This window comes from Nonomuraea sp. NPDC049419 (assembly GCF_040676995.1).
Lineage (GTDB): Bacteria > Actinomycetota > Actinomycetes > Streptosporangiales > Streptosporangiaceae > Nonomuraea > Nonomuraea salmonea.
This window is the reverse complement of record NZ_JBFAQB010000009.1, coordinates 124,222-136,280: the sequence shown is the minus strand read 5'-3', so window position 1 is coordinate 136,280 and position 12,059 is coordinate 124,222. Positions and strand designations below refer to the sequence as shown.

Below are 12,059 nucleotides of genomic sequence, written 5' to 3'. Positions count from 1 at the left end.
CCAACCCTTACCGACCAAGAGCCGGCACGTCGTCCGTACCGGCCTCCGCGGGCAGCACCGCCACCACCCGCCACACCCCGTCGTCCCCCGCCGCCGCCGGACCTGCCTCGAAGGTGCCGCCCACCAGCACCGCCCGCTCCTGCATGCCGACCAGCCCCGCCCCGGCCCCCGGCAGCCCCTCGACCCCCCTCGGCCGCCTTCCGCCGACCCGGTTCTCCACCCGCACGGAAACCCTTTCGTCCTCGTAGGCGATCCGCACCAGCACGGGCGACTCCCCATGCTTCATCGCGTTGGTGAGCGCCTCCTGCAGAATCCGGTAACCGGCCAGGTCGACCGCCGCAGGCAGCTCCCGAACGCCCCCCTCGACCTGCATGTCCACGTCCATCCCTGCCCGCCGGACCCTCTCCACCAGGCTCTCCGCGTCGGCCAGCCGGGGCCGCGTGGCCTCGCCCTCCCCGTCGTCACCCTCCCGCCGCAGCAGCCCGATCATGGCCCGCATCTCGGCCATGCCCTTGACGCTGTTCTCGCGTACGGACTCCATGATCGTTCGCACCGTCGTGGCGTCGAGGTCCTTCCTGGACAGCGCGGCCGTGGACTGGATGGCGATGGCGCTGAAGTGGTTGGCGATCACGTCGTGGAGTTCGCGGGCCATGCGCGTACGCTCGGCCGAGATGGCCGCCTGCCGGTCGAGCTCGGCGAGATGCGCGACCTGCTCGGCCCGCGCCCGCTCCGCCGCCGCCCTGTCTCTCTGCTCCCGCAGCACCAGCGCCGTCGTGACCGGCGTGATGAGCACCAGCCCCGCCTGAATCCCCATGACGGTCAACTGCCGCCAGTCGGCCATGAGGAACCAGGCCACCGCCCCCGCCACGATCGTCAGCACCGCGGTGGCGCCCAGCAGCACGCGGGCGAGGCGAGCGGGGCCGTAGAGCGCGGCGGCGTACAGGTTGTCGGTGAACAGCAGCACCGTCCCCAGGGACGGCCCCACGAACCCGTCGAACACGATCCCGGCCACCCCGAGCCCCAGCGAGACGAGCGGCGCCCGCCGCCGCACCACGATCCCGGCACAGACCAGCGTCAACGGCCCCACCAGCACCCACGAGGGCACCCCGCGGGGCAGGTAGGCGTTCCCCGCGATCAGCAGCACACCGACCACGAAGGCCACCCCGGCCGCCAATACCGCTCGCAACATGCCCCCATCCCACCACCTCCCACCCCCCGCGACCTCCTGCGAAGGTCCGCCTGTGGATACACCCTTCGATGTATCCACAGCCCCGCCCCATCAGCTCCGCTGTCCACATCCGGCCATACCGATCGCGCAAGTCACGCCAACCCCACGCGTCGTTGGAACGTCCCAATCGCTATCCCCAGCCGATCGGGAAAGGGCTTCGATGTCGCAGCCATACGGTCAGAACCCCTACGGCCACCAGCCTCCGTCACAGCCGTACCCGCCCCAGCCGCCCGGCTACGGCTACGGCAACCCGCCAGGCCCGCCGCCGCGCCGCAGGAAGTCCAGCGCCCCGACCGTGCTCATCATCCTCGGCGTCGTGGCCGTCATCTTCTTCGGTGGCTGCGCCGCCATCATCGCCGCCCTCGGCAGCGCCGGCAGCCCTTCATCCACAAGCGCCGCCATCGACCAGGCCGATGCGGACGAAGACGAGCCGAAGGCCACGCAGAAGACCTCACGGCCGAAGAAGGCCGGAGCGCCGAAGATCGGCAGCACCGTCCGAGACGGCAAGTTCGCCTTCACGGTCACCAAAACCGAGCGACGTGCCCGAGTCGGCAGCGAGTTCCTCGGCGCCGAAGCACAGGGCGTGTTCCTGCTCGTCCACATCACCGTCGAGAACATCGGCGACGAGGCCCAGGCCTTCACCTCCAGCGCCCAGAAGCTGTACGCCAACGGCAAGGAGTACGAAGCCGACTCCAGCGCCTCCATCTACCTGGAGGGCTCGAAGAGCTTCTACGAGAAGATCAACCCCGGCAATTCCGTACGCGGCGTCGTCCTGTTCGACATCCCCGAAAACCTGACCCCGGAGACCATCGACCTACACGACTCGATCTTCTCCGACGGCGTGCGGGTCTCCCTGTCCTGAGCCGCCGAAGAACGTCTCCCGCCCCTACCCGGAGGGGGCGGGAGGCCGGCCCGGAGGCAACCGACCGCAGTGGCGACGGCGGCTCGTCCGCTGACACAGGACGCCGACCACCCGACCGTGACCACCCTGCAAGGCCCTGGCTCCTCAGGTGAGTGCCGCGAGCCCCGGAGCACCGATCATACGGCTAAAAGCACCGTGCGACTCTGGTAGAGTCTTCTTGTCGCTGAGACCGAGCAGGTCAAGGCGCACAAGCCAAGCGGCCGTAGCTCAATGGATAGAGCATCTGACTACGGATCAGAAGGTTAGGGGTTCGAGTCCTCTCGGCCGCGCTTCAGGTAGAAGGCCCTTCGGGATGATCCCGGAGGGCCTTTTTCGTGGCCGTACAGCAGCGCAATGCAGCAACACAGCCGCTCGCAGACGCGTCGCGCCGCAGCTTGTACCCTCCGAGCCACCGGCCGCTCTGCTCAGACGCCGCCGAAGTCCTCCTGTAGACGGCGAATCCCAGCCCGCAGGAAAGACTCGCGCAAGCCGCTCGTCCCTGGTCGCCGGCAGCTCTCGTCCGCCAGGCGAAGCGGGACGTCGTCCGATCGCCATGGGGTGATCGAGGTCTGTCGCGGTCGGGGCGATCGAAGAGCCAGGGTTCGTTCCTCACGCCGGCTTACGGGGAAGCGCAGTCGACCGCGCGCCGCAGTCCGGATGCCCAGCGGCAAGGATCAGGCCGCGTAATCACGCGTCGCTCCGGTGGTGGCGCTCCGTCTCGCGCGACAGATCCGGTTGCCGCATGATTCTGTGAACCTACTGCAGCACCGAGGGTTGCCCGGGATGACGGTGGTGCTGGAGTTCCCAGGGGTCGTGGGCGCTGAAGATCGACACCTGGTCGCCGTGGCGGCGGAGGAGTTCGCGTAGCCGAGCCTGAGTGCCGAGTCTGAGATCGTGGTGAACTTCTGAGCTGGTTTGCACTAGATCCAGGAGCGGGTGAGGCTGGGGGGTGTCACCGAGTTCCCGGTGGTAGTAGTAGGCGTCACCGCAGTGCAGGAGCCAGCGGTCGCCGTTCTGGACCGCCACTCCGGCGTGGCCGGCGGTGTGGCCGCCGAGCGGGATCAGGCGGATCTGCGGCGGAAGGCCCTGGGCCTGCAGGGAGGCGAAGCCGAACCAGTCCTCGCCGGGGCCGGTGGGATAGGTCACCCAGTTCGGGTGGTGTGCCCAGTGGGCCGGGCGGTAGCGGAAGCTGGGCGCCTGACTGGTCGCGGCTTCAAGCTCGGCCGCCAGAACGTGAACCTGGGCGGTGGGGAAGTCGGGCAGGCCACCGCAGTGGTCCACATCGAGGTGCGTCACGATGATGTGGCGTACGTCGCCGGGGTCATACCCCAGCCCGGCTATCTGGCGTATGGCGGTTTCCTGCTCGTCCAGCAGGGGCTGGGCCATCTCGACCCAGTCGGCGCCGAGGGTATGGCTGGGGTCGCGTACATCGTCCAGGCCGAGACCGGTTTCGATGAGGACCAGTCCTTCGGAGTCGGTCTCGACCAGCAGGCAGTGGTTGACGGCGTGCGCGGGGGCCGGGCCCGGATAGGTGGCTTCGATCTGCCGTACGGACCCGCAGTTGAGGTGATGGATCTGCATGGCGGCTAGCCTGCTAGTTGAAGCGCGGTTCAAGTCAAGGAGGCAAGGTGGGCGAGCAACTGCTGGACATCGCAGAGGTGGCCGAGCGCTCCGGGCTGGCGGCGTCGGCGCTGCGGTTCTACGAGAAGCGGGGCCTCGTCGCCCCGGCGGGCCGGAACGGGTTGCGCCGGACCTACCACTCCGAGGTCCTCGATCACCTCGCCTTCATCACCTGCGCACGCGGCGCCGGGTTCACCATCGCCGAGATCGCCAGATTCCTGCGGGCAACCCCCGGCGACCTGGAGCTACGCACCCGCATGATCGGCAAGGCCGAGGAACTGGAGAAAGACATCGCCCGCCTGATCCGCATGCGCGACGGCCTCCGCCATGCCTCGACCTGTACGCACGAGCCGCTCGTGGAATGCCCCGACTTCAAGCGCACCTTCCAACCCGGCGCCCCCTCCCGCCCCTTGGGACCAGTCCCTGTAGATCAGGCTTGATCCCGATGCGCCCTGTTCTTGCGGTGAAGGCTCCCTGCCATACGGCCAGGGATTCCTGGGAGCGGGTCTTCGTGCTTATCAGGACAATTCTGGGATCTTGCCTGCCAACACCTCTGCTGACAAGCGTCCACTTCCTCGGCCCTCGATGGTCATCTGACTACCCTTACGATCCACGTCGGACCAGCGTAGGTGTTGGCGCGGCCAACATTTCCGGCTTTCATGAACAGAGGCGGCCGCGGTCCCCGTACCTGGTTCGATCCGATCATGACATCCAACCGACGAAGGGCCGTGTCGGCGGCGGTCCTGGGCATGGTTGCAGTGGCTGTTCCCGTGGCCACTCCGGTGGCCTTACCGGCGGCGGCGACGGCCGTGCCGACAACGTGTGTGCCGCCGGCACGCGGCAGTGCGACCTATGACGACTTCGTGCTCACGTACAAGACCGAGTGCGCCTCGAAGGACAACTACGACCGGACTTTTCCGGACGTGACGGTGTCCGCGCTGGTCGACGGGCGCAACGAGCTGTCGGTCACGACGTCGACGGCGCTGGCCGGCGCGATCGCGTCGGTCAAGGTGAACGAGAAGGAGTTCATCTCCAGCGGCGGCCACGGCGCGGCCTTCCAGTACGCCTTCCACGCCTGGAAGGACGGCCAGGAGGCGAGCGAGTGCTACAACCCCACGCAGGCCGGCGCCCGCAGGGACGACGACGGCAAGCCGCCGCCCTACCACGGGCCCAGCACGAGCGCGCTCTACACCATGGCCAAGTCGGGCGCCTCCATTCGTACGGAGCAGCGGCCGGCGATGTTCATGACCCTGAAGGACACGCAGCCGGGCTGGGGCGGCTGCCGCCCCGCCGACCGCCAGCCGGCGCGTGTGCCGTACACGATGGGCCTGTCGCCGTACTGGCTGAAGACCAAGATCGAGATGGCTCCCGACCACGACGCGGAGGGGCTGGAGAACGTCTTCCGCGCCGCCGCCACGATCACCTCGGAGGACGAGCCGTACGACCACTTCAGCAGCGCCTTCGTCGCCTACCTGCAGCCGGACTTCACCAAGGTCTTCTCCTACAGCCCCCGGCTGGGGCGGTTGTCGGAGCAGCCGGCGCAGTCGCACACGAGCAAGGACCCCATGGTCCGCTGCACAGCTGACGGGGACTACTGCCTCGGCATGTACGTCAAGCCCGACGTCCAGGGCGACGAGGCGTACTACTACACGATGTCGCGCCCGCCCATGGACTACAACGGCCACTTCGCCGAGAACACCATCCAGGTGACGAGCCCCAGCGGCGCCATGGACGAGGGGAACGAGCGCAACTACGAGACCTACGTGGTCGTCGGCAACAAGAGCCGCGTCGAGAGCACCATGACGCAGCTCCACGAAGCGTTCCAATAGGTCACGGGAGACCCTTGCCCGGCGGCCGCTCCATGCCGGACAAGGGTCGCCCGGCGGTCTTACGGGCAGGTCGGCTCGCCGCTCCGCGCGGGGACGTTCACCCCGCTCCACGCCGCCCTGACCAAGGTGAACTCGGCGCAGCCGGTGAACAGCGCGCAGCGTCGCCACGCGCGCCTTGGCGTGCGTCCACGGGACCGTCTTCTGTTCTGCGACCACGGCCGTCGCGTGCACCTGCGTACGCGGGATGGCGGAGTTGGGGGATGGCTGGTGCAGCGTGTTCAGGTCCGTGAGGTCGGCGCCGTCGCCCTCCCACCGCCAGCGTCCGTCCACACGATGCACGGGGAAGAGTCCGTACGCGGGGCCCGCTCCGCCGCGTCCTGCCTGTAGCAGGAAGGAGCGCTACTCGGCGGGGAGTTCCACGGCGAGTTGCGTCTCCATTTCAGCCGGGTCGGCGGCTCCCAGCAGCGGCTCAAGGGTCCGGTTGTGGCTCGCAGATCCGAACACAGCGCCGACACCAGGTGTGGCGGCCAGTCGGGCGAGTCGGGCCCGTATGTCCGACCAGTCGTGATCCGTCACGGGCGGCACGATAGAGGCGCGGGAATGTCGGTGGCGTTCGGTTGGCTTGAATCCCTGACCGAGCTGCGGTGTCCAGGACCGGAGACCACGCTTCTCCTGCTGCATCTCAACGGGACCGGGGGCGACGTGGCCATGGGCGAACTCTACGGTCAAGTGAGCGCCGGCCGCCCGGGTCGTCCCGGGCGGCGGGTCGGCGATCATCCACGTCAGCGAGCCGCGAGGTCGCCGTGGGCCTCGATGGACAGGTCCTGCCAGTCGGACCAGGTCTTGAGGCGGGCGGCGTACGCCTGCTCGATCATCGGCTGGAACCCCTTCCCGAACAGCACCCGCACCGGCGGGTTGTCGGAGTCCACGAGCTTGAGCAGGGCCTGCGCCGCGGCGGCCGGGTCGCCTGCGGGCATCTTGCCGGCCATCGCCCCGAGCCGCTGCCGGAGGCCGTCGTAGGCGGGGTCGGGCTTGGCCATGTGGCCGTTGGCGAGGGGGTCGGGGTTGTTGCCGTCGCGGGTGGCGAACCCGGCGGGCTCGATGATGGTCAGCTTGACGCCGAACTCGGCGACCTCGCCGGCGAGCGCCTCGTTCAGGCCCTCGAGGGCCCACTTGGAGGCGTGGTACGCGCCCCCGAGCGGCATGGCGATGATCCCCGCGGCGGAGGACAGCTGGATGATGTGCCCGGAGCGCTGCGCCCGCAAGTACGGGAGCGCGGCCTGCACCACCCACACCGCGCCGAACAGGTTGGTCTCCATCTGGTCGCGCAGTTCCTGCTCGGTGAGCTCTTCGACGGCGCCGACCTGGGCGTACCCGGCGTTGTTGACGATGATGTCGAGGCGGCCGAAGTGCTCGTGGGCACGCTGCACGGCGTCGAAGACGCCGGCCCTGTCGGTGACGTCCATCTCCAGGGGCAGCACGGCGTCGCCGTAGGTGTCGACCAGCGCCTTCAGGCTCTCGGTGCTGCGGGCGGTGGCGGCGACCTTGTCGCCGCGCTCCAGGGCGGCCTGGACGAAGTTGCGGCCCAGGCCGCGGGACGAGCCGGTGACGAACCAGACCTTCTGCATGATGTGCTCCTTGTGGTGTGCCGCTATCAGCCGTTCCAACCTCCAAGACGAGGCAGCCCCCTGAAGCTGTGAGACCCGGCGCGTGTGAGCTGCGACACATGCTCCTTTTGTCCGGAATGGTGATATCAATGGTCGGCGTGACCCGCGTCGAGGAGTTCCAGGAACTGAGGCCGCTGCTTTTCGCGATCTCCTACCGCATCCTGGGCAGCGTGAGCGAGGCCGAGGACGCCGTCCAAGAAGCCTGGCTGCGTTACGAGGGCTCCGCGACCCGGCCCGAGTCGCCCAAGGCGTTCCTGTCGGCGACGGTGACGCGGATCTCGATCGACGTGCTGCGCTCCGCCCGCGTACGGCGTGAGGCTTATGTCGGGCCCTGGTTCCCCGAACCGCTGCTGGCCGACCCCTACCAGGACCCCGAGCGGTCGGCGGAGCTGTCCGACTCGTTGTCGATGGCGGCGTTGATCCTGCTGGAGCGGCTCAGCCCGCTCGAACGCGCGGTCTTCGTCCTCCGCGAGGTGTTCGCCTTCAGCTACCGGGACATCGCCGCCGCCGTGGACCGGTCGGAGGCGGCCTGCCGCCAGCTCGCCGTGCAGGCGCGCCGCCACATGGAGGCGGGCCGGCCCCGCTTCGAGGCCGACCGCCGGGCCCGCGACCAGCTCGCCGGCCGCTTCTTCCACGCGATGCGCGAGGGGGACGTCGCGGGGCTGCAGGAACTGCTGGCCGCCGACGTGCAGCTGGTCAACGACGGAGCCGGCAAGATCGGCAGCACGATCCCGCTGTTCGGCGACACGAAGGTCGCCAAGGTGCTGGCCGTCATGGTCCCGCCGTTCGCCCAGATCGGCGCGGTGCTGGAGCCGACCGAGGTGAACGGCCAGCCGGGCGCGATCATCCGCGACCGCGACGGCCGCATCTTCAACGTCTGGACGCTCGACATCAAGGACGGACGCATCCACACCATCCGCTCGATCGTCAACCCGGACAAGCTCACCCACCTCGGCCCCATCGCCGACGCGCTCGCCGTCATCGACGAGAAGAAGCAGGTCCGCCGCAACCGTTAAGCCGGGTAGCGCAGGCGCAGCTCGTCCATGGCGAGATCCCAGAAGGACCGGTAGCGCGTGGCACCAGGTTTCCAGGGCGCGAGATACCAGGCCTCCCACTCACCTTCGGCGGTCCTGACGTGGGGATTCAGCAGCGCCACGCCGTCGTCCCAGTAACCGGCCAGAAAGGTGCCGGGCACGTACTCCCCTCGATAATGACTGGAGTCCTGCTCGGGTCCGTAGACGAAATAGAGCTCGTCGGGAACGCTCGCGGCCGCCGACCAGGTCTCGGCCCTCGACGGATCGACGTCACGGAGCCACCCGGCCTCTTGTACGGACAGCAGGAGGCAGTCATCGTCGCTGCCCCAGCCGTTGGCGACCAGCAGAAACTGCCGGTAGCTCGGCGGCAACCCCACCCCGATCCGCTCTTCAACCTCCCGCACCTCCGCCTCGGTGGCCGGCGGATGCAGCTCACCCAGCGGGTCACGAGTGCGGCGCTCGCCGATGCGTTCGGACCATGCGTACAGGATGTCCATCGCCATGAAAGATCCTTCAGTCGTCCCAGCCCTGGGGAGGGCCGAGCGGGGCCTCGTCGCTGTCCACGAGTGTGCAGGATGCGACGGGGCCGTTCGATAGGTTCGCCCAGATACCGGCCACCTTGGCATCGTCCGAGACGCTGAACTCCAGCACCGCCGTCTGTCCCGGCTTGACCGCGGCCGGATCGATGCGGAACCCCGGCTCAGTGGACGGCCAGATCAGGAACGGCCTGCCGTCGGCCGGGTGCTGCGCCTCCTGCCGGGACAGGAAGCTCGTGCTGCGCGGCTGTGGCGAGCAACGCTTCCCGCTGGGGATGTAGTCGACCACGGCGTTCACGCCCATGCCCCGAGCGTGGCCTCCAGGGGCTCGGGATCCTTGGCCTGGTCGATGGTGATGGTGAGGGTGCCGTCGGCGTTCTTCGACACGGCGTACGCGGGCGTCCCGCCGCTGAGCACCACCGGGACGCCCACGGCCGCCGCCACACCCAGGGCCAGCGCGGGGAACAGGAGGGCGGGGCAAGCGGCGCGGGGTGCGGGCCGGCCTGCTGATCTCGGACACCTCGAACGCCTCGGCATCCCCATCACGTATCCGTGCGCGTAGTGACATGTCCACACACAAGCACTGTCCCCCCGCTCGGCACCGTTCCCGACGGTCGCTGGAAAGCGCTTCGCGTTGACCTCGGGGAGGGGACGCCCCTAGCATCATGTGGGAACGTTGCCACATCCGAAAGGCGCCCATGTCCTCCGTACGTGTTCTTGATCAGGGGTGGGAGCTTCGGGGGTTTCTCGGGGATGACTGGCAGTTGCATCGGGCGCAGTTGCATGCCCGGGAGGGGCACACCGGGGGCTGGGTGCCGGCGAAGGTGCCGGGGAGTGTGCTTGCTGATCTGGTCGCGGCCGGGGAGGCGGTGAGTCCGTACGTCGGACGGCAGAGCATGTTGTCCGAGTGGGTTTCGCAGCGGACCTGGGTGTATCGGACGCGGCTGGTCGCGCCCGGACTCGCGGCCGGGGAGCGGGCCTTTCTCGAGTTCGACGGGATCGACTATGCGGCGGCCGTTCACCTCGACGGGGAGCGGGTCGCGGTGCATGAGGGGACGTTCGTGCCGCTCGTGGTCGAGGTCACGGGGCGGCTGGGGGGAGAGCATGCGCTGGCCGTCGTGGTCGAGCCGGCGCCGGTCAGTGAGCCGCAGGTCGGGTACACGGCCAAGGTGAAGGTGCACAAGGGGCGCATGGGGTATGGGTGGGATTTCTGCCCGCGGCTTGTGCATCAGGGGTTGTGGCAGCCCGTGCGGCTGCGGACCACCAAGGCGCTGCGGCTGGTTGATGTGTGGGCGCGGACGAGCATTGAGGGAAATATCGGGAAGGTCGCCGTTCAGCTCGACACGGATGCGTCCGATCAAGAGGGCTGGGCTGAACTGACTCTTCGGACGGCTCAAGGCGAGATCGTGGCGGAGGCCGGCGTTCCGCCTCACGGCAGTACCACCCTCACCCTGGACAATCCCCGCCGATGGCATCTCAACGGGCACGGCGAGCCCCACCTCTACACCCTCACCACGATCCTGCGCGACGCGAAAGGCGAGGTCAGCGATCGGCGTGACACCCGGATCGGGTTCAGGGACGTGCGGTTCACCCGTGATCCCGGGGCACCGGCGGACGCGCTCCCGTACCGGCTGACCGTGGACGGCCGGCCCACCGACATCAAGGGGTGGAACTGGGTGCCGGCCGACGCGCTCTACGGCGCCGTCGACCAGGACAAACTCCGCCACCTCCTCACGCTCGCCCGCGACGCCGGCGTCACCATGCTGCGCGTCTGGGGCGGCGGGCTCATCGAGAGCGAGGCGTTCTACGACCTGTGCGACGAGTACGGCATCCTCGTCTGGCAGGAGTTCGCCCAGTCCAGCTCGGGCATGGAGAGCCTGCCCAGCGACGACCCCGCGTTCGTGGCCAGGATGACGGCCGAGGCGGAGCGGATCGTCCCGGCGCGGCGCAACCATCCGAGCCTCGCGATCTGGTGCGGCGGCAACGAGCTGCAGCGGGCCGACGGCGTGCCGCTGAAGGACGCGGACTCGCCGGTGCCGGCGGCGCTGCACGGCGTGGTGGCCCGGCTGGACCCCGACCGGCACTGGCTGCCGACGTCCCCGACGGGGCCGGTGTTCGGGAACACGCTGGAGAGCGTACGCACCGGGCCCGAGCACCACGACGTGCACGGCCCGTGGGAGCACCAGGGCCTGGACGACCACTACCGCCTCTATGACGAGGGCAGGGCGCTGCTGCTGAGCGAGTTCGGGGTGGAGGGGATGAGCAACCTGCGGGCGATCGAGTCGGTGGTGCCGGCCTCGGAGCGCCGCCTGCCGACCACCCGCAACCCCGTCTGGGACCATCTCGGCCGCTGGTGGAACAACGAGCCCCTGGTACGCGCCGCGTTCGGCGACGCCATCGAGGACCTGGGAACGTTGTCACGGGCGAGCCAGTTCCTCCAGGCCGACGGACTCCGGTACGCGGTCGAGGCCAACAGGCGCCGCCCCGAGAGCTGCGGGGTGCTGCCGTGGCAGCTCAACGAGTCGTTCCCGAACGGCTGGTGCACGGCGTCCGTGGACTACTTCGGCGAGCCGAAGGCGGCCTACCACTACGTGCGCCGGGCGTACCGGCATGAGCACGTGTGCGCGGCGCTGCCCGCGCCGCGCATCGACGAGCTGCGCGCGGTCGTCTGGGCCTGGTGGGAGGGCGGTCCCGCCGAGGTCGAGGCGCGCGTGCTGGGCCTCGACGGCGGCGTGCGGGCCGAGCGGCGCTGGACGGCCGCCACCCCCGGCGAGGTCGGCACGATCACGTGCGCGCCGGGGCCGGGGACGTTCGTGCTCGACCTGTCCGTACGCGGCGAGGGCCGTACCATCACCAACCGGCGTACCATCACCAACCGGTACGTCCTGACCGCAGGCTCCGGCTTCGCCGACCTGCTCACGCTGCCCGAGGCCCGCGTCACCACCGAGCTGGAGGCCGGCGACACGACCTGGACGCTGCGGCTGCGCCACGAGGCGGGCCCGGTGGTGCCGTTCGTCCGCCTGCTCGACGCCCGCCCGGCAGCGGCGCCCGGCTGGGCCCGCTGGGACGACAACGCGTTCGACCTGCTGCCCGGCGAGGAACGCGTGCTCCACGCCACCTGGGACGGCGTGCCGCCGCAGGATCGCCGGATCCGCCTGGACGCGTGGAACCTCCCGCCGACGACCCTGACCGACGCCGGCGCGTGACTCCTCCGCAACGCCGGGAAGCACCCTCCGCCGGCGAT

Annotated in this window: 11 protein-coding genes and 1 tRNA gene; 6 read left to right on the top strand and 6 right to left on the bottom strand. The window is 69.4% G+C overall.

Annotation, left to right across the window (positions count from 1 at the left end; genetic code table 11):
- Window positions 1-7: 7 nt before the first annotated feature.
- Entirely contained in the window at window positions 8-1,189 is a 1,182-nt protein-coding gene (locus tag AB0K12_RS26150; RefSeq protein ID WP_364566336.1) for a histidine kinase, read from the bottom strand.
- 199 nt (window positions 1,190-1,388) lie between these two features.
- Between AB0K12_RS26150 and AB0K12_RS26145 the strand changes: the two genes are divergently transcribed.
- Both AB0K12_RS26145 and AB0K12_RS26140 read left to right on the top strand, forming a co-directional pair.
- Window positions 1,389-2,090, top strand: coding sequence for a DUF4352 domain-containing protein (locus AB0K12_RS26145; RefSeq protein WP_364566334.1), 702 nt, complete (start codon window positions 1,389-1,391; stop codon window positions 2,088-2,090).
- Window positions 2,091-2,346: 256 nt separating this feature from the next.
- Window positions 2,347-2,419, top strand: a tRNA-Arg gene (locus tag AB0K12_RS26140).
- Between the two features lie 466 nt (window positions 2,420-2,885).
- On the opposite strand, the gene AB0K12_RS26135 is transcribed toward AB0K12_RS26140, so the two are convergent.
- Entirely contained in the window at window positions 2,886-3,710 is an 825-nt protein-coding gene (locus AB0K12_RS26135) for an MBL fold metallo-hydrolase (RefSeq protein ID WP_364566331.1), read from the bottom strand.
- Between the two features lie 47 nt (window positions 3,711-3,757).
- On the opposite strand from AB0K12_RS26135, the gene AB0K12_RS26130 reads away from it, so the two are divergent.
- Window positions 3,758-4,189, top strand: a complete 432-nt coding sequence (locus AB0K12_RS26130; protein WP_364566328.1) for a MerR family transcriptional regulator — start codon at window positions 3,758-3,760, stop codon at window positions 4,187-4,189.
- Between the two features lie 423 nt (window positions 4,190-4,612).
- On the top strand, window positions 4,613-5,578 hold the full coding sequence (locus AB0K12_RS26125) for a hypothetical protein (RefSeq protein WP_364566325.1): 966 nt from the start codon (window positions 4,613-4,615) through the stop codon (window positions 5,576-5,578).
- Window positions 5,579-6,360: 782 nt separating this feature from the next.
- On the opposite strand, the gene AB0K12_RS26120 is transcribed toward AB0K12_RS26125, so the two are convergent.
- On the bottom strand, window positions 6,361-7,206 hold the full coding sequence (locus tag AB0K12_RS26120) for an SDR family NAD(P)-dependent oxidoreductase (RefSeq protein WP_364566323.1): 846 nt from the start codon (window positions 7,204-7,206) through the stop codon (window positions 6,361-6,363).
- 128 nt (window positions 7,207-7,334) lie between these two features.
- On the opposite strand from AB0K12_RS26120, the gene AB0K12_RS26115 reads away from it, so the two are divergent.
- A complete protein-coding gene (locus AB0K12_RS26115; protein WP_364566321.1) occupies window positions 7,335-8,261 on the top strand; it encodes an RNA polymerase sigma-70 factor in 927 nt (308 codons plus the stop codon).
- On the opposite strand, the gene AB0K12_RS26110 is transcribed toward AB0K12_RS26115, so the two are convergent.
- The 3 genes from AB0K12_RS26110 to AB0K12_RS26100 are packed head-to-tail and all read right to left on the bottom strand — an operon-like array spanning window position 8,258 to window position 9,247.
- A complete protein-coding gene (locus AB0K12_RS26110) occupies window positions 8,258-8,782 on the bottom strand; it encodes an SMI1/KNR4 family protein (protein WP_364566318.1) in 525 nt (174 codons plus the stop codon). The genes AB0K12_RS26115 and AB0K12_RS26110 overlap by 4 nt on opposite strands.
- A gap of 10 nt (window positions 8,783-8,792) precedes the next feature.
- Window positions 8,793-9,119 (bottom strand): hypothetical protein, encoded by a 327-nt coding sequence (locus tag AB0K12_RS26105; RefSeq protein WP_364566315.1) that lies wholly within the window; start codon window positions 9,117-9,119, stop codon window positions 8,793-8,795.
- Entirely contained in the window at window positions 9,110-9,247 is a 138-nt protein-coding gene (locus tag AB0K12_RS26100; RefSeq protein WP_364566312.1) for a hypothetical protein, read from the bottom strand. The genes AB0K12_RS26105 and AB0K12_RS26100 overlap by 10 nt, the downstream gene beginning before the upstream one ends.
- Window positions 9,248-9,651: 404 nt before the next feature.
- Here AB0K12_RS26100 and AB0K12_RS26095 point away from each other — a divergent pair, with 404 nt between their 5' ends.
- Entirely contained in the window at window positions 9,652-12,021 is a 2,370-nt protein-coding gene (locus AB0K12_RS26095) for a glycoside hydrolase family 2 TIM barrel-domain containing protein (protein WP_364566309.1), read from the top strand.
- The last annotated feature ends 38 nt before the right edge of the window (window positions 12,022-12,059 follow it).

Bases quoted from the DNA above. Each gene is read 5' to 3' on its own strand.
- AB0K12_RS26120 (WP_364566323.1), bottom strand. From the start codon at position 7,206: ATGCAGAAGGTCTGGTTCGTCACCGGCTCGTCCCGCGGCCTGGGCCGC.
- AB0K12_RS26110 (WP_364566318.1), bottom strand. From the start codon at position 8,782: ATGGCGATGGACATCCTGTACGCATGGTCCGAACGCATCGGCGAGCGC.
- AB0K12_RS26115 (WP_364566321.1), top strand. From the start codon at position 7,335: ATGGTCGGCGTGACCCGCGTCGAGGAGTTCCAGGAACTGAGGCCGCTG.
- AB0K12_RS26150 (WP_364566336.1), bottom strand. From the start codon at position 1,189: ATGTTGCGAGCGGTATTGGCGGCCGGGGTGGCCTTCGTGGTCGGTGTG.
- AB0K12_RS26145 (WP_364566334.1), top strand. From the start codon at position 1,389: ATGTCGCAGCCATACGGTCAGAACCCCTACGGCCACCAGCCTCCGTCA.
- AB0K12_RS26135 (WP_364566331.1), bottom strand. From the start codon at position 3,710: ATGCAGATCCATCACCTCAACTGCGGGTCCGTACGGCAGATCGAAGCC.
- AB0K12_RS26105 (WP_364566315.1), bottom strand. From the start codon at position 9,119: ATGGGCGTGAACGCCGTGGTCGACTACATCCCCAGCGGGAAGCGTTGC.